The following is a 17,891-nucleotide window of genomic DNA, read 5'->3' as shown; positions in this document are numbered from 1 at the left end:
TGATGAATTTAATTTCTTAATGAATTAGTATAAAGCATTGCCAATATTATAAGAAATAGCCATTCATAACTAATAATAGAAAAAGTAAAAATAATCAGTAATATAATAGGGAATGCAATAGAGAAAATTCCTATTTGCTTGTATTGCCGCACTGAAAAAGCAACAAACGGATATATATATATGATTGTGAGAAATATTCCTCCCAAAGCAAATACTTGAAATAATCCACTACTAAACCCAATTTCAATTGGTGACTTAAACTGTATCCTAAATGAATTCATATTATTTATTAAGCTTTGAAAATTACCAATACCATTTCCAACAAAAGGATGTGATTTCCAAGTTAGAAAAGCTGCATGGATATCATCCATTCTAATACCAAACGATTCTCCACCCTTAGTTTTTTGTTCTAATATGAAAGCAACAAAAATCAATAATATAATACTAACAAACGGTAGCAAAATTTTTTTGAATGTGTTTACAGATGGTCGCTTACCATCCTTTAAATATTTAAAAAACAATGTCAATCCTATAACAACAAGTGAGGTACTCGTAACCGTGGTAAGCATAGTAAGTATGATTAGGAAACTACTTTTAATACTTTTATTGAATAAAAAAATTCTTGAAATCAAACTAATTGATAATATGAAAGCATACATTGGACCTTCGGTAAAAAAAGCTGTATTTCGAATGATAGAAAGACCATAAAAATTCACAGGCTGCGTTTCAAAATATATGCCATAAAAAGACGGTATTAATCTCCTTGGTCCCCAATCAATAACAATCGTCCCCGTTGGTAATGATATATGTAATATAGAAAATAATATCCAAAAGATAAGAGATATTATGGCTACTACATTAATAAACTTATCTATCTTTAACATCAATGCCCATGGATTCCCAACTGTGCGACAAAACTGAAAATAAAACACCAATCCCGGTAACAAAGAAAATTGTAAAACAAAAAAATTTCCCATAGGATAATTTAAGTTATTCAAAAGAGTGAATGGAATTAAAAAAAATATAAAATAACTAAACCACAAAACAAGCCATTTATAAGTCAATTTATGTTCAACAGACAGTAAATAAAATGATATACAGGATAATAAAATAATTAGTAAAAAAACACCGATATTAATAGCTGATTTAATAATTTCATCACCGTGAACATAAATACTGGCACATCCTATTATTAAAAATATAGAAAGTAAGCTTTCTACTATTCTTAATGGTAAATACTTCATTTTTTCACCTCAAACTATCCAATTGATATACTCATGGTAGAAATTGTTTATTTTTTCCTTTGATACCCCTTATACCATCTTTATAAGCATTATAGTAAATGAACATCATTTTTTTGATGAATGGATGATAGTACCTAAATTTAATAAATAAGGAACAAATATCTTTTGTATAAAAAAAAGGAATCAATATTTTATAGTACACTGGATTTTTTGAATGCTTCTTATTCATTAATATCGTATTACGTTTTCCATAATACATTTTCCAACTTGGTTCAAATCGACTATTTTCATTATTAATAGTATCATGAAAAACACTGGCATTGCACACGTTTAAAATTTGTGTATATTGTCTAACCCTAAGCGAATACTCTGTATCATCACACCAAATAAAATAATCTTTTTCTGGCAAACCTGCTTTGCTAATAATTTTTTTGTTAATAACGACACCAACAAAAGAAAAAATATCTATCAAAAAATCATTACTGTATTCCTCTGCTTCGACATTTTGTTGCTTTAACGACAAAAAATCAATAATACGTCTGCGATGCGCTAATTGTAAATCTTCATTCGGGTACAATACCTTACCAGTAAAGCAACAAATACGCCCATTTGCTTTACTCTTTAACGAAATATTCTCAAAGAAATGCACATCATAGTTAATATCGTCATCTCCTAGGGCGATCCAATCAATATTTTCTAATTGCATAGCTTCTTTAATACCTTCGTAGAAGCCCCGAGATCCACCAAAATTATCATCAAGTCGTTTATAAATCAGCATCTCTCTCATATCTGAATTTAACAGCGATTCAAGATATGTTTTAGTGCCATCATTTGAACAATTATCTATGATAATAATTTTCTCTGGAAGTATTTTTTGTTCTATCAAACTTTGAATCTCTTTTTTTAATTTACTAACCCGATTATAAGTTACTATCACTGTAGCATATCTAAACATTCATCTCATCTCCAAAATCAAGTTCACTTTTTATATTTGTTCATACCTTCAGAATAAATTTTGTTATATTCTTCACCCATAAGATGCATGTTATATTTACTAAGTATAGTTTCATGGGCTTTCTGACCTAGCAATTTTTGATTGGAAGAAATCGCAGTAATATAGTCTGTAATATTATTGCATATAAAACCATTATACTTGTCCTCAATAACATCTTTATTACCAATCACATTACTAACTACACACGTTTTTTTTAAGTACATAGCCTCTAGTAACGATATGGGTAATCCCTCCCATTTAGAAGTTAGCAGAAAAACATCTGCTTTGCTCGCAGTAACCAATGCATCTTCTCTACTTAACCAGCCTTTTATTTCAATATTTTCAGCTGTTAACATGTCTCTTAGCTCACCATCACCGATCCAAAGGAACTTAATATTAGGCATAGCTTCTGCTATTTGATTAAATAAATATGGATTTTTTTGCTCAGTTATCCTACCCAATGTAAATACTTGACGTGTAATACTTTTCTTTGTATTCAAAGATGTTTTCGCTAAAATACTTTCTATTTCACTAATATTAATACCATTATTAACAACCCTTGCATTATGCGTCATCTTCAAAGTTTCTTCATGCTCCCCCAAACTACAGGAAATAGTTGTACATCTTAATTTAGATAAATTCAATTCAACCAACATATAAAACTTGTTTTTTAGATAATTACCATTCATTAAAAAACTATAGCCATGTGGTGTGTAAAATAGAGGTATTTTCCTATTGTTAAAAATTATCCTACCTATGGCACCGGCCTTTGATGAGTGTAAGTGAATAATATCTGGATTAATTTTATTCACAATTTTGCGTAACTCAATTGCACTTTTTAAATCTGAAACAAAATTTATTTCTCTTTTGAAATCATGAACTTCAATAAGCTGTATATTTTGGTTAAAAAAACTTTTAAAATTAGTAGGTGTTTGTGGACGAGTGCTGTATGCGATATAAATATCATACTTAAAACTCAATTCATTGGACAAATTATAAATATACGTAAAGACACCACCGCCCATTGCTTCTACAATAAATAATAATTTCTTTTTGATAATAATTTTGCTCCTATATGTTTTACAATACGTAGATGACCAGATATTAAACTGTACCTGACACCCTTTACTGTTAATAACCTCATGAATACTGTATATTTCTTAAAATTTATGTTTCCTAAAATGATTCAATTCCATAACAATATCTGTTCTAAACAAAATATTACTCATAACATAAGTAAATATACCTATCACTACGTCGCATAATATAATGATCCACTTACTTTCAAGTTCAAGATGATGATTTATAAATATTATTGCGAGTGCCATAATTAAGGCACATATAAAATATTTCCATACGCCAGAAAAAAGCTTTAGAAAATTAAAAGCGTTGCGTAATAAATACATCTGAACTATTACCACAACTAATTCAGCAACTACGGTTGCAACCATAGCACCCAGAGCACCAAATCTCATTATTAAAAATGGATTAAGGGCAATATTGACTATAGCTCCAGTGGTAATTGATATTGTGAAATCACGTGTACGTCTCGTTGGAACTAAAAATTGCATCCCCAAAACATTGCTGATTGCAATTAAAACTAAAGTTATAGATTCTACTCTTATTAGAACAACGACACTTTCATATCCAGGCCCAAAAAACCATGGAACAAAATATGAGGAGATACCTATAATTCCCAGCATCAATGGAAAACTTAATGCTAAAGAAAAATTCATAGACTTATAAACATACTTTTTGATTTCTCTAAATTTTTTTTCAGAGTATAAACTAGAAACTCTCGGCATTAAAACAGTACCTAACGAGGTTATAATGGCAACAACTATTTTAATAATCGAATCTGATTGTTGGTAAAAGCCTGCCGAAATTACTGAATCTAACTGACCAATCATTACTTTATTCAATAACAAATAGACATTAGCCGCTATATTAGGTAAGAATAAAGCCAGAGCAGGTAATAGCGGTATAAAAAAATAACTATTGAATATTTTTGAATATACTGGCTTTTGTATCTGATCTTTTAAGCCAAAAACCATAGATACGTTGGCAATTAGGTTTCCTATGTTTATAAAAATAATATATAATACTAAATCATTTACATTTTTAACATATATAAATACGAGCCCCACTGTCACTAGTTTTAATAACGTATTCCGTATGACAATAGTTTTAAATTGCTCCATTCCCGCAAAGTACCAAGAAACATCGAGCATTGTTGTTAGAAACAATATAGATTGCGCATAGTAATAGATGTTATAATGATGATCAATTGTGGGAATGAATAGCATGAACAAAACCCACGCTATTACTACTGTTACACATTTCAAAAGAAATACATTCCAGAAGATAGCAGATCTATCTTTGATGTTATCCTGTACAGTTGCTATCTCTCTTGCGCCATAAATCGATAAGCCTAACGAGCCAAACAAGGTAAAAAACATCACAATGGAATAAGTATAACTATTAATTCCTATTCCTCGTGGTCCTAAAACTCTTGAAATATACGGCATAGTAATAAATGGCAAAAATAAAACTAATAATTGATAAGCTGAATTGTACAAAAAGTTTCTTAATAATTTCATGACTTTGTATTTAACCACTCTGATTTTAAATTATAATCAGCACGCCCCATTTTTTTTTATACTAATCACGGTATACATAGTCTTAAATATAATAGTTAGGTCTAACCACATATTACGTCTTTGAATATATTCAAGATCTAATTCAACCATTTGATCAAAAGATAAGTTGTTCCGCCCACTAATCTGCCATAATCCCGACAAGCCTGGACGAACCAATAAACGTTGCTTCTGATAGTCATTATATTTTAACACTTCTTCTACCAAAGGCGGACGCGGACCGACCAAACTCATATCTCCTAACAGCACATTAACTAGCTGCGGTAATTCATCTAACGAATGTTTTCTAATGAACTTCCCAACATGTGTTATTCGAGGATCATTTTTTATTTTAAACATAGCGCCTTTAACTTCATTTTGTTCTAATATACCTAACTTTAGTTTTTCTGCATCTAGGCACATAGATCTAAATTTATAGATATAAAAATTAGCCCCATTATGTCCAACTCGCTCCTGCTTAAACAGAACTGGGCCACCATCCTCAAATTTAATAAAAATAGCAATAATTATACACAATGGAAAAAGCAATATAATACCACTAACACTACCGATATAATCTACTATTCTCTTTAAAATAAGGTAAGATTGCTTTCTACGAACTATTATTTGAACATTACGTATATTTGTAGAATCAGTTTTATGTTTTAATTTCATTTTACCATCTCAACTATTCTAAACCATAAACTAATAACCATAGCCATAATGACTGTGATCTGAATTTCTATTATTTCGATCATTATATATAAATCCAATAACTGGTGCTTTTGCAATTTTCAAAATTTCTGAAGTACGTTGTAAATCATTTTTAGTCGTTTTACCTCCATCAATAGTTAGGACGACACCATCCATTTTATCTAGTAAAACTTGAGCATCTGTAACTATAAGAAATGGTGGTACATCAAAAAGAATAATATCATACTGTAATTTCAAGGTTTGAATTAATTCGGTCATACGACTAGATCCTAATAATTCTGATGGATTAGGTGGTATCGGTCTTGAAATAATAGTATCCAAGTTTTTTATACTAGTATGTTGAATCGTTTTGTCAATAGCGCTACCTACATCAACTAAATAATTTGTTAATCCATAATTATTAGTAATGCCAAAAGTAGTGGCCACAGTTGGTCGTCGTAAATCAGCATTCACAATTAAAACTTTTTTCCCTTGTTGTGCATAAACAACACCTAAATTTGCGGTAATAGTAGATTTTCCTTCGGAAGGTAATGCCGAAGAAATCAATAAAGTAGTTACTTTTCCTTTTGTTACTGATGCAAAATCAATATTTGTTCGTATTGTTCGAAATTGCTCTGTTACAGGATTTTTAGGCTCTATTTCAGCAATTAGACGTGCTCCCTTTAACATCGTTTCATTTGAAAGGTTATCATGCCTAATACTTTTTTTTCTTAAAAATTTCATAATATTATCTCCTATTAACGCTTAGTATTACGGTTAAGACGTGAACGTGACTTCTTTTCTTTTTTGCTAGAAACAATATCGACATAATAGGCTGGCTTAATATAGCCAATTGTACCTAAGTTCGTAATTTCTAATAAATCTGAAACATCTTCCGGTGACCTAACAGCAGTATCAGACAATTCCTTTACCAACAAAATCAATGAAATGATACTAATAAATATAACAGTACTAATTAATGTATATAATTTTTTATTAGGACCTACAGGTTGCTTTGGAATTTTAGCTACATCAATAATTGAGACATTATTAACCTTCATAAAATCACTGATTTTTCTTTTGAATGAATCAGATACCATGTTGGCAACTCTGGCTGCCTCCCTTGGATCATCAGATTTTACGTTAATAGAAAATACTTGAGAACTTTGTTCATTGGAGATACTAACCATTTTTTTTAATTGATCAATTGTTAAATCGTACTTTTTTTGATCGGATGAGTTTGGATTCCTTAAACTTTTTGAGACATCTCCCATCACATTGCTTGAAATCACCAAGTTTTTATAGGTATTAATAATCTGCACATCAGCTTGTTGATCTGATAAGTTAGCAGCTGCTTGCGTATTATCTGTCGAACGATTAACCAACATGCTTGTTGAAGCACTATATGTTGGTGTAATGATGAAACGCGCCACACCATAGCCAATAGCGGCCCCAATAATTGCCATGAAGACAATTGCGAAAAAATGCTTACGGATAATATCCCATAGCTGACGTAACTCAATCACGTTATTCATTATTTTTTAAATCCTTTATTTAGTTTAGAAACCGTTAAAAAAACGACGCTTAACAATTGGTTCTGGTATCATCGCTTCGACATCGTTACCGTCCAGAATTGCTGCAGCATTTGTTTCAAATAATTTTTTATAAGGTGTTCCTAGGTCTTTTTCTAACTTATCAAGTGCCTCACGCATTTCATAATTACGATTGGGCAAGTCATGTGCATCAGATACAAAGACATGACCCAGGTTATGTACCACGATAGATTCTGAAAATTTTTGGACTTTTTTACCAAAATTGCCTACATACGAACTGGCAGTAACTTGAGCAACAGCACCCTTCTCAATTAACTGATATAAAATATCTGGATCTGCCATGATTTTTGTATTACGTTCTGGATGAGCAATTTGCACACTAATCCCACGTTGCATGATATTAAAGATCATTTCGTTACTGTAAGTTGGCACATCATCATCGGGAAACTCAAGTAACAGGTATCGGTTTCCCTCATCAGCGAATAAGATATCATCATTATCGAGATCATTTAGTAACTCACCATTAATACGTACTTCCTGTGAAGGAAAAACATGTAGCGGTATATTTTCATGATCTAACTGATTTTGAAATTCTTCAGTGGACCTCACCACATCAGCTTTATGATTAACATATTGCCCATTTCTATGATGAGGTGTCATCAATGCAGCTTCCACACCATTATCTACAGCATCTTGTGCTAACCTCAACGAAGCTCTAATTGACTTCGAACCATCATCAATATTAGGCAACAAATGACTATGTAAATCAATCATCTCGGTTCTCTCCTCCCCTATTTGATTTATTCTTTTTAGTGATATTAATTTCTGGATTCATCATAGAAACTAATCAATAGTAATCACCTAATTAACGTGAAACTTTTGTATGTAATACATTCTAAAATTATTATGTTTTAAAAAAGTAATACTATATATTTCTATGAAGTAACAGATTATTTTATCAATGAATAAAATAATCTGTTCTTGGTAAATTTACCAATATACTAAAACTTTGTCATTACACAATGAGTGCTAATATTTAATAATCAGTGCCAGTGCTTGTTTTTACTATATATTTTACATATTATTAAGTGGGACTATAATAAAATTGAGAATATCGAGATAAAAGTATAATTATGGAAAATAATATAGTAGTATATTTAACCAAAATTTTTAATTTAAATGCTTATTTTTTTGATATAAATGCAAACAAGAAAAGAATTATTTACGAAAATTTTGATTTTGATTTTTCAGAAGCAAAGAACTTCGCCAAAAAAGCACAAAAATACACCTACAGCCTGATTAATTCAACTTATTTTTTTACTATTAATATCTTAGTGAATGAAGACAAACTAATTATGTTAGTTCCCAATTTCACTTTGGCTAACTACTTGCAAAATGATATTAACCGACTATTAATGCTTAATCGTTTAAAAATTATTTGTCAATTAATTTATGAACTCTGTACAGATAGTATCGCGCCTAGTGATGAACTTTATATTAGTAGCCTTAATTCACAGTCTATAGAGCCTAATGAAGGCTACGCCATAAATGATAACCCGCTATCTCTTAATGACTTAAATATAAAAATTTCAAGTTTAATCTTACGCCATGATAAGCAGCAATTTTTGTTTTGGAAGACAAAATTATTAAAAAATCAGTTTTTAGTCTCTGAATTAAATGGTAAATTTGCTACAAATATTTTGATTGAATATGTTGCGCTATTATCAACATTACTAATTAATTATGGTTATCCTATCAAAGATATCTATTCTATGAAAAACAAAATTTATAATATCATTGATCAAGTTAAGGTAGAAAAAATTAATATTACATTGTTGGATCAAATATTATGTATGTTTTTCAACTTGCTTCTAGATGAAAAAAGTAACCCTGGTCAACCAATATCAGAAAAAATTAAAAATTACATCGATCGTAATATCACGCATTCTTTGAGTTTAATGGACATTTCATTAAACTTATACATACACTAAATCCAGCATTTAAATCCAAATATAACTTAACTATCAACCAATACATACGTCACAAAAAAATTCTCATTTCTAAAAATTTGTTATTTACAACACAACTAACTTTACAGGATATCGCTAACTTAGTTGGATTCAATAGTCAAAGCTACTTTGTCAGTACCTTTAAGTTGATCGTTGGGCAAACCCCTTCTGAATTTCGCAATAATTGTAAAAAATAATTTAATACTAAAACAACTAAAATAAAGGACAATCTTCTTATATATGGTAGATTATAAAATTAAACCGAACGCTTAAATAAAAAAAGTCGCAACGCCTTTAACGGTAATTGTCTAAAACAACCATAAAGGAACTACAACCTATGCCTAGTTTATCATCTCAAGAACACACCGTCATTCAAACATTGCTGGAACTAAATTATTCTGTTAATGCCATTGCGCATTTCATCAATCATTCACTCTCGACCGTCTCTATTGAAATCCATCAAGTTGCACCCTATAAAAGCTGATACTGCCCACGAATTGGCACTAAATAAACGTCATTTACGCGGTCGTTAGCATACGCTAACACCAGCTATTACTGTCTTTCTTAATGACTCGCATAGGTGTCTTGAAATGGTGACCAGAAACTGATCCTCACGTGATCAAGAGACCTTTCAAAACCATTTATAATTGGCTTACTGCTAGTTTACTCAAACTAGCAATGGCTGATTTACCTGACAAAAGTATTCGTCAAAAGCATCGATATCATAGCAGACGTCAACTGTTTGTGCATGGTCGTTCTATTGAATCGAGACCAAAAATGTTCAATCAAGATAAGATTTTGGTCACTTTGAAGTTGATATGATGCAGTCCAGTAAAAAACGTGGTGATGTCTTAGTTGCAATTACAGAAAAACTGAGCCGACACAACATATTGTCCGTAATGAATGGGCCTAATAGTCAAGCATTAACACCAGCCTTAATTAAGTTCTTAAACAGGATAAAAATGCCCAGTCAATCACAGTTGATAGTGGACGAGAATTTACAAAATATAACGAAATTGAGCAAAAATTAGGCGTTCCAATCTATTTTGCGCACCCATATTTACCAGAAAAGCATGGGAGTAATGAGATATTAAACCGGTATGTCCGACATTTCATACCAAAAGAGCGCAAAATTGAAACCGTTAGCGCCAAGGAATTAGATCAAATTAATCATTGGATCAATGCACGACCAATGAAAACACGTAACTGGCAATCACCACGAAATGTTTTTCAGCAATTCGTGGTGATCGGTTAATTCTTGCAATCTACCATAAGTAAAAAAAATTGTCCTTCTATAAAAAAAGAGTTTCTATTTTTTAGCTTAAGCTAAAAAATAGAAACTCTTTTTTTAATCACATATACTAATATGTAAATAAACCGCGATTTTTCAAAGTATTAGGCTAACTAATCTTTTGATTATTTCCAACAACTTTCTGTTAAGATACGTGAAAGAATGTATCTTAAATTTCTTTTGATTTATCATCAATTTTTCAATTACTCGTTGTGTATTATTTGGACTCTTTGGTTCAAAATATGATTCTAATTGGTTATGAGTATGATCATTACTTTCTATCAGAGTCGCAATAAGGCTAGCTGAATCGTTCACTACAGTTCCAATCATGTTGACATTTAATCCATTATTATTATGTAGGTCAGCATAGCGTAAAAATATCACTTTACGTCCTAGATACAATGAATCCCAAGCTGTACTGGAATAATCAGTTACTAATATTTGTGATTTTGAAATTAAAGTCGTGATATCACTACTCACATTAATTGTTACATATTTTAGTTTTTTAAATGATTGAGAATAGCGTAAAAATTTAGGATGCAATATCAGATGAGCATCAATATTATTTTGACTCATATAATTAACAAACTGACTGCTTTCGAATAAAGTCTTATATGTCTTATAAAGGGCAGTATTTTCAAACATATTTTGTGTTAAATTTGTAATATCTGGCTGCCATGTTGGCATAAATGTAATAACGTTGCGTGACAACATTTCAGGTACTAGTTCGTCCCATCTAGGAAGACCTGTAACAAATACACGATTATCAGGGTAATGCCACTCTTTTACAATCAATTCTTTTTCCCAATTACTAGCTGCAATCAAAAAGTCAATTTGTCCGTGTCCATAATGAAACATTGGGACATCTTTAATACCATTCATACCATGTTGTAAAAAAATATGAACTTTTTTTGACATTTTATTCACAAGCATCGATCGATGAAATTGCGAATCCCCTAAAACATGGTATCTCGTCTCTGAAGAAAGCAATAACTTTGTTAGATAAATAATAAAATAATATTTCCACGTACCTAATATAATAATATTCTTGTCTGTTATATTTAATTTATTTTTTGTATCACAAGTTATTGCGTAATATATCAATCGCTGCGGGTACATTTCCCGCATCCTTTTAAATGTTAACCACGCATTTTCATGAGCCGATGTCGCATTCTTTTCAAAAAAAACCCAAATATTTAAATATCTAATTAATGGTAAAAATATTAAAACAAGAGAATAGGCTAGCCAAGACCTTCTAATATACTTAAACTGTTCATACTTTGTTATTTGCCGTGCCTCGATGACAAAATGCATATTTGATTGAATCGTGGGATAAATGACTTCATCTTTATATTTTTTAGAATGCCTATAACCGTCTGGTAATAATTTGATTTTAGTTTTCCAGTTACTTTTAGTGATAATAATATGTTTTTGATCTTGATGATCACGCACCGTTAGCATTAAATGCCAGTACTGTGCAACACTTTTTATTTGATCCAGTGAAAAAGAAACTAAAATTTCAGTTTTCTTTCCTTTTTCTGCCATACCTTTTGTAGTAACTACTATCCCCATCAAGTTATCATTATTAGGCGTCAATTGCCACTCTACAATATATGGCGTGATATTGGTATCAATTTGTACCTTTATAAAAAATTCAGAGGTATTGCGTTCATTCCAAAAATTAATAATTCTAGCATTTTCTGACATGCTCAATACATGTGTATGTTCATCTAATATGCCTGTCGATAACGCTGAGGTATTTTCTCGAGTATCGATGCTTTTAAAAACATTTATGATTTGTATGCGTTTAGATTGAAAATGCGCAGCTTTCAACTTCTGATGTTTCTTATCAAGCTGTTCAACTACCATAATATTACTCTCCAATTAGTGAATCAAATCGCTTCATAACTTGTTCATTATACGACTCTGGATCAAACTCATCAAATATATATTGATATAGCATGCTATTCATCATAGATTCTGCTAGGCCATCTACTGAGAAATCATTTATTAACATACCATATTTTTGATCACCTAGTACGCCAAAGTTTGCTTTAATATTTGATGCAATAATTGGTACTTTCATCGACATTACCTCAAGTAATACCATTGGCTGCCCTTCAAACGCTGACGGTAAAACAAAAGCATCTGTACGTTTTATAATATTTTGAGCGTTTTCTACCTGACCTAAAAACAAAACATTATCTCGGATGCCATAAATTTCAACTAATTGTTCAACATCTTTTTTCATCTTACCTTCACCCAGAAAGACAAGATACGAACTTGTGCTGATTTCAGTCATGATTTTCAAAAAAGCTTTAATCAACATGATTTGGTTTTTTTCAGGAGAAAACCGACCCATTGTTGAAAATATAAACGCCTGAGATTGAACAATATTATTAAACTTAACCCAGTCTTCTGTTTCATCAATAGTTTCGAGTACATTGTGCTGCCGATGAGATATAAACGAACCATATTTTTTTGGTTTGCTAACCTCTACAAGATCAATATTTGAATATACAATTGAATGTTTTTTTAGAATTTGTTTCTCAGTAAGGCTACTGTCTTCTAGCATATTCATAGCTTTTCTTGTCACTTGATTTTCTTGTTCTTGAGGAACAATTCGAAGTGTATGATCCTGATTACACAAAAATTGCCATGAACCACTTGAATTTTTAAATCGTGCAATAAGTTGTCTTTTTTCTATTTCTTCTCCGAAATTCTCCGTTGTAAAGTAACTGGTCTCCGACATATCCAACTTGCCATTTTCAGAATTACTTATTTCACTAATGGTAGTACTATAGCCAGAAAAAGAAATCTTTGCATTGAACAATCTCACATCTTTATCAGCAACCCAAACCATATTGTCACTTTCACCAATACGATAAAAATCGCCTAATTTTGTTGTTGCTTTAGCATTAGCCATTTGCATTGGTAACATGCGGACTTTTTTATTAATTTTATCAAAGCGTTTCATTAGTCCTTGTGGTTGAACATAAGTTGTAGCATTTTCTGTTACAATAATTGCCTGATTAATTGGGACAAATGAGAATTCAATTTGCTTATTAAATAATCTATTCCAAATTTTCTGAATAACTGTCATATTTGATTGGGCTAGTAATTGTAAACTACTTGCTTTAATATAACCTTGCTGTTTCATTTTGGGTAATTTTATTCTTAAATATAGTCCATCAGTAGTATTCACCTTCTTTGTAACATTAACAAAGGTATATTCAATTAACCAACCTCGACCGATAATTTTAACATCTTCATTGATACCAAATGGCGCTGTCCGAATATATCGATCATTTTTTTTCAGCCAACCAACTTGCTGCCAATCTTCCTCAGATAAAATATATTCTTGTGTATCTATCTCAACATTATCAGCATTTAACCACATACTAGGCAATCCATCCTCTGTGATTCTAAAAAATGTGGAATTAAGATATTGTACTCTTGATACAGCTCGGAATTCTGTTCCATGCGTTTGATAAACTACGCTATGATTATTTGTTATATCTTTGATTGATTGATATGCTTCCAATGCTTTATTGTTCACACGAGCTATGCGATCAATATCACTAATAATAATATTCTGATCATCAGCCCGCTTAATGTCACTCTTGCACTCCAAGTTTAAAGTGTTTTCTAGGTAACTCACTTGCTCATCTTTGATATATTTATTCAGTTTTTTTGCGTTTATTTCTGATAAAGGCTCTGACACACTGATGATTTTATTAAATTTAAAGTAAAGCGAAAACAGTGCCATAAGTGAATCAAAGTTTGGTTTGATACCATTAACAACTTTATGAGCATCTGACCATAAATCATTATGTTGAAAAATGATTTTATTTTTAGCGTTCGCTTCTGCAATTATTTTGGCCCCATTGAACGAATAACCTGAAAAATCAATGGCTGTATCAAATTGATATCCTGATAATAAACGATGTGCTTCTCTTTGGTAGGCTCGCTTTGGATAAAATATGCTGGTCCAAAAATTAATACCAAATTTTGTGATAATCAAATCACATACTTGCTCAAATAATGTAAATGCTGGTGTACCCATTCGATAAATCAATCTTACATGGTTATCAAGGCGGTTAATATTGTTAACCTTTTCAGTTTGATTACTATCATAGGTCAATATGGATACATCGTATTTTCCATAATCAATATTTTTCGTCAAATTAATTAAACTTGACGAAATGCCATTATTTACCATGCCACCTGAAAAGATCAGTATTTTTTTCTTCTTTTCTACTGTGGTAATATCACTAATTTTATCATCATTGATTTTTTTTAAAATACGATTAACAATTCGTTTTGTCACTTGTCCATCATCGTGACTAGTCATCAGTTTCCTGCCACTATATTGACTTGTTTGTTTTATATTTTTAACACGCGATAAATAGTCACTGACATCTTTAATTGAATCTAGAACTGGACCTGGTAATTCGTCATCTTCAAAATACATACCACGATAATTTTGATATTGTTCTTTATCCCATGTATAAAAAATGATTGGTCGTTCAGTAATCTCAAAATCGAAAAAAATACTAGAATAATCAGTAATAAGTATATCTGTAATGGATAATACACGACCTGGATCAAATTGATCTGGAATTAGCACCTTACGCAGTTTTTCATATGATTTTGCTTGTTGGTAGGCGTATGGGTGAACTTTCAATAATATCTGTAAATCTGGATGATTACTTTGTAAATACATCACTTCCGAATAAATTTGCTCTAAACTACCAGCTGGGTTATTAATTGAGGTTCCCTTCCAAGTTGGAGTATATAGAACAATAGGTTTATTTAACAGCACTAACCCTGCCTCAATTAGCTGGTCTTTAATAGTTGCATCTCTTTTTTGTAATACATCATTACGAGGATACCCCGATTCAAGAATCTGGCCTTCATATAGCCCATTTAATTTATATCTATCAAAAAATATATGTGTCGTATGTTTATTGGGTGAAATCAAAAAATCCGTCATCAATAAATTACGTTGTACGTTTTTTAAAGATGTTTTATTTCCAGGAATATCATATCCCATATATTTCAATGGTGTCCCATGCCACGTATTAATATATATTTGTCCTGGTCGCTTATGCCAAAAAAAATTGAAAGTTGAGTTGGTTATCAGATATTTTGCCGCCAATAACCATTTTGAATAATCCATACTATCACGAACAACGTACGTTATTAGATCATGAAATTTTTCTGGTATGTTCACTAGCAACTCATTTTTAACAGATTCTGATCTGACAACCCACACGTGCTGCCAATCTTTAAATTCTGGTTGTGCTACTATGTAAAGAAATAGCGCTAGCGGCGAGTCTGTCATAGATTGACCATCTCGAACTTCATATAAAATAGTCTTTTCTTTTATTTTTGCAGATTGCCAATGTTTAACATAATATAACCTAGCTTTTTTATTTTCACTATAATAGCGTGGTAACGACCTTCTCGCAATTTTCGCTACTTTTTTTAAGCTTTGTTTATTCATATAAATTCACCTTAATATTTGAGAATTACGACAATAATTTTACAACAAGTTCCTAGTAGCCAAAAAAGATAAAAATAATTAACATACAAAAAAATGACCACAGCTGTAACAAACGATACCATCTTGTCCTCACAACCATGCAGTCATTATTATGTTGTCAAATTTTGGATTCGTGCTTGGTCGCCAAGTTTTTAGCATTTAAATCTTTTTTAATTTGTGTCGTTGAAATTTCGGGTGTTCGTTCTAAATATACAACTTCTGTATCTGTTTCTTCTTGAATAAAATCAAATTGCCCACGCCAATCATCACCCATTACGAATTTATCCGCTTGATATAATTTCACATCTTTTGTTTTTTGATCCCAAGATTCTTCGGGAATGACCAAGTCAACAAAACGAATTGCTTCAAGTAATTGTTTACGTTTTTCATACGAAAAATAAGTTTTCTTTTGTTTAGAGTCCCAGTTGAATTCATCTGTTGATAAGGCAACAATCAAATAATCGCCCATTTCTTTAGCTCGTTTTAATAAATTAATGTGCCCATAATGAAGCATATCAAATGTACCGTACGTTATTATTCTTTTCATAATTCCTCTCTTTTCAAAAGCTTAATTATCACTGAGTAATTTATAGAATGGTGAGTCAGTTGTTACAGAAATAAGATTGTCAATAACTAGCTCATCATTACTATATAGTTCTCGTTTATAAAGACCATCTTTAAAAACATTCTCTATTCTTTTAAAATCTTTATCAGCATCCCTGCGATCAATAAAATTAAATATCCTTTTTTAAAAAATATATTTACTCAAAATAATATCAGTATCACTAGTAATAGACATAATAGTATCATTTGTTGATACTATATGGCTAATCCAATAATTAATTAACCAATACCGGTGTGTAAATTCAACCCACTGTGCATTCATAGTATAAAGTTTGTATATTTTTTGTCCGTCAACATCTTCTATCCTAAGAAAATCAGAAATGCTTACATTCTTACCTTTATAGCCTAAATACTGAGAATAATATTTCAGATAAAAATCTGATAAATTAATGACCTCAACGTTATCAGGCAACGCATCTGCAACTAATTGCTTATTAGGGCTATCTATCAGAACGATTACCTGTTTACCTGATTTTTGAATGCGACTAATTGCTCCTCCTTTGAGAAGATTAATCTCAGATGTGAAATTGTCACTATATAAATCAGTTGATACAATATAGTTTTTTTCTCCTCGTTTACATAAACTAGGATTATACCCATTCAGTACAAAATCAGACATTGCCCACGCAATTTTTTCATGCATTTTCTTAGTGAAATGATCTCGGCCATCAACATATTCATCACAACCATTACCAAGATAATAATCACGTAAATCAAATATTTGTACATTCAACTGTTGATAAACACTCATGTATGTTGAAACCATATCTTCATAGGAAAAACCATTCGGCCCATTTAAATACCAAGCCGACCTTCCCTCACGAAAAGCCACAGTCTCAAGTACACCAATTAATTGTATTTTTGGATTAATTGGTGTACTTGATTGAATATTCTTAATCAATTCTATCTTTACATCCTTGATTGAGTGACTCATACCATTCGAAGATAATTGTTTCCAGTCATTATTCCCGTACGCAATTATACCAATATTTGCTAACGATATATCTTGTTGATAATGTGAAATAACACCCTTAAAATCATGTATCCATCCCGTTGCTTTGTCTAAATTATGCTGTCCTTTAAATTGACCAGTACCTGTTTCCGAAAAATTATCAAATTTTTTCGTATTAAGTTTATAGGCAGCTAATTTAGCGTAAACAATATCACGAAATGGTGTTTGTTCACGAATTTTTTCTTGCCCGGCAATAATACTGTCACCAAAGACGACAACGCATTTATTTGTCCAATCATTTAGATTTGAGGAAACAATTTTGACTGAGATTTTCCAATTAAATAGAT

The 17,891-nt window shown here is 31.1% G+C and carries 14 protein-coding genes and 1 pseudogene; 3 read left to right on the top strand and 12 right to left on the bottom strand.

The window, feature by feature from the left end:
- Positions 1-8: 8 nt before the first annotated feature.
- From HNQ98_RS02885 to HNQ98_RS02850, 8 genes are all read right to left on the bottom strand, one after another.
- Positions 9-1,244: a hypothetical protein gene (locus tag HNQ98_RS02885; RefSeq protein WP_184284944.1), complete on the bottom strand. Its 1,236-nt coding sequence runs from the start codon at positions 1,242-1,244 to the stop codon at positions 9-11.
- A gap of 31 nt (positions 1,245-1,275) precedes the next feature.
- Positions 1,276-2,199, bottom strand: coding sequence for a glycosyltransferase (locus tag HNQ98_RS02880; RefSeq protein ID WP_150289079.1), 924 nt, complete (start codon positions 2,197-2,199; stop codon positions 1,276-1,278).
- Between the two features lie 23 nt (positions 2,200-2,222).
- Complete coding sequence (locus HNQ98_RS02875) at positions 2,223-3,263, bottom strand: glycosyltransferase (RefSeq protein ID WP_184284943.1); 1,041 nt, start codon at positions 3,261-3,263, stop codon at positions 2,223-2,225.
- Positions 3,264-3,398: 135 nt separating this feature from the next.
- On the bottom strand, positions 3,399-4,838 hold the full coding sequence (locus tag HNQ98_RS02870; protein WP_184284942.1) for a flippase: 1,440 nt from the start codon (positions 4,836-4,838) through the stop codon (positions 3,399-3,401).
- Between the two features lie 36 nt (positions 4,839-4,874).
- Positions 4,875-5,549, bottom strand: coding sequence for a sugar transferase (locus HNQ98_RS02865; RefSeq protein WP_184284941.1), 675 nt, complete (start codon positions 5,547-5,549; stop codon positions 4,875-4,877).
- Between the two features lie 30 nt (positions 5,550-5,579).
- Positions 5,580-6,311 carry a CpsD/CapB family tyrosine-protein kinase gene (locus tag HNQ98_RS02860; RefSeq protein ID WP_184284940.1) on the bottom strand — a complete coding sequence of 244 codons (732 nt, stop codon included), beginning with the start codon at positions 6,309-6,311 and terminating at the stop codon, positions 5,580-5,582.
- Between the two features lie 14 nt (positions 6,312-6,325).
- Complete coding sequence (locus HNQ98_RS02855; RefSeq protein WP_184284939.1) at positions 6,326-7,102, bottom strand: YveK family protein; 777 nt, start codon at positions 7,100-7,102, stop codon at positions 6,326-6,328.
- Between the two features lie 24 nt (positions 7,103-7,126).
- Positions 7,127-7,894: a tyrosine-protein phosphatase gene (locus HNQ98_RS02850; RefSeq protein WP_184284938.1), complete on the bottom strand. Its 768-nt coding sequence runs from the start codon at positions 7,892-7,894 to the stop codon at positions 7,127-7,129.
- A 359-nt stretch (positions 7,895-8,253) separates the two neighbouring features.
- Here HNQ98_RS02850 and HNQ98_RS02845 point away from each other — a divergent pair, with 359 nt between their 5' ends.
- From HNQ98_RS02845 to HNQ98_RS02835, 3 genes and pseudogenes are all read left to right on the top strand, one after another.
- Positions 8,254-9,111 (top strand): hypothetical protein, encoded by an 858-nt coding sequence (locus HNQ98_RS02845; RefSeq protein ID WP_184284937.1) that lies wholly within the window; start codon positions 8,254-8,256, stop codon positions 9,109-9,111.
- Positions 9,090-9,326 carry a helix-turn-helix domain-containing protein gene (locus HNQ98_RS09355; protein WP_184284952.1) on the top strand — a complete coding sequence of 79 codons (237 nt, stop codon included), beginning with the start codon at positions 9,090-9,092 and terminating at the stop codon, positions 9,324-9,326. Before HNQ98_RS02845 ends, HNQ98_RS09355 begins: the two co-directional genes overlap by 22 nt.
- 140 nt (positions 9,327-9,466) lie before the next feature.
- Positions 9,467-10,384 (top strand): annotated as a pseudogene (locus HNQ98_RS02835) (IS30 family transposase).
- A 132-nt stretch (positions 10,385-10,516) separates the two neighbouring features.
- Here the strand turns inward: HNQ98_RS02835 and HNQ98_RS02830 are convergent.
- The 4 genes from HNQ98_RS02830 to HNQ98_RS02815 form a co-directional block, all read right to left on the bottom strand.
- The gene (locus HNQ98_RS02830; protein WP_184284936.1) at positions 10,517-12,289 is read right to left on the bottom strand and encodes a CDP-glycerol glycerophosphotransferase family protein; all 1,773 of its coding nucleotides are present in this window, start codon (positions 12,287-12,289) and stop codon (positions 10,517-10,519) included.
- Between the two features lie 4 nt (positions 12,290-12,293).
- On the bottom strand, positions 12,294-15,929 hold the full coding sequence (locus HNQ98_RS02825; RefSeq protein ID WP_184284935.1) for a CDP-glycerol glycerophosphotransferase family protein: 3,636 nt from the start codon (positions 15,927-15,929) through the stop codon (positions 12,294-12,296).
- A 157-nt stretch (positions 15,930-16,086) separates the two neighbouring features.
- Entirely contained in the window at positions 16,087-16,515 is a 429-nt protein-coding gene (tagD, locus tag HNQ98_RS02820; RefSeq protein WP_014974067.1) for a glycerol-3-phosphate cytidylyltransferase, read from the bottom strand.
- 201 nt (positions 16,516-16,716) lie between these two features.
- Positions 16,717-17,862: an SGNH/GDSL hydrolase family protein gene (locus HNQ98_RS02815; protein WP_376698389.1), complete on the bottom strand. Its 1,146-nt coding sequence runs from the start codon at positions 17,860-17,862 to the stop codon at positions 16,717-16,719.
- Between the last annotated feature and the right edge of the window lie 29 nt (positions 17,863-17,891).

This window comes from Leuconostoc carnosum (assembly GCF_014207505.1).
In the GTDB taxonomy this organism is placed as follows: domain Bacteria; phylum Bacillota; class Bacilli; order Lactobacillales; family Lactobacillaceae; genus Leuconostoc; species Leuconostoc carnosum.
The sequence above is the reverse complement of the archived record's forward strand: the minus strand, read 5'-3'. Positions and strand labels throughout refer to the sequence as shown.

Bases quoted from the DNA above. Each gene is read 5' to 3' on its own strand.
- HNQ98_RS02885 (WP_184284944.1), bottom strand. From the start codon at position 1,244: ATGAAGTATTTACCATTAAGAATAGTAGAAAGCTTACTTTCTATATTT.
- HNQ98_RS02880 (WP_150289079.1), bottom strand. From the start codon at position 2,199: ATGTTTAGATATGCTACAGTGATAGTAACTTATAATCGGGTTAGTAAA.
- HNQ98_RS02875 (WP_184284943.1), bottom strand. From the start codon at position 3,263: ATGGGCGGTGGTGTCTTTACGTATATTTATAATTTGTCCAATGAATTG.
- HNQ98_RS02870 (WP_184284942.1), bottom strand. From the start codon at position 4,838: ATGAAATTATTAAGAAACTTTTTGTACAATTCAGCTTATCAATTATTA.
- HNQ98_RS02865 (WP_184284941.1), bottom strand. From the start codon at position 5,549: ATGAAATTAAAACATAAAACTGATTCTACAAATATACGTAATGTTCAA.
- HNQ98_RS02860 (WP_184284940.1), bottom strand. From the start codon at position 6,311: ATGAAATTTTTAAGAAAAAAAAGTATTAGGCATGATAACCTTTCAAAT.
- HNQ98_RS02855 (WP_184284939.1), bottom strand. From the start codon at position 7,102: ATGAATAACGTGATTGAGTTACGTCAGCTATGGGATATTATCCGTAAG.
- HNQ98_RS02850 (WP_184284938.1), bottom strand. From the start codon at position 7,894: ATGATTGATTTACATAGTCATTTGTTGCCTAATATTGATGATGGTTCG.
- HNQ98_RS02845 (WP_184284937.1), top strand. From the start codon at position 8,254: ATGGAAAATAATATAGTAGTATATTTAACCAAAATTTTTAATTTAAAT.
- HNQ98_RS02830 (WP_184284936.1), bottom strand. From the start codon at position 12,289: ATGGTAGTTGAACAGCTTGATAAGAAACATCAGAAGTTGAAAGCTGCG.
- HNQ98_RS02825 (WP_184284935.1), bottom strand. From the start codon at position 15,929: ATGAATAAACAAAGCTTAAAAAAAGTAGCGAAAATTGCGAGAAGGTCG.
- tagD (WP_014974067.1), bottom strand. From the start codon at position 16,515: ATGAAAAGAATAATAACGTACGGTACATTTGATATGCTTCATTATGGG.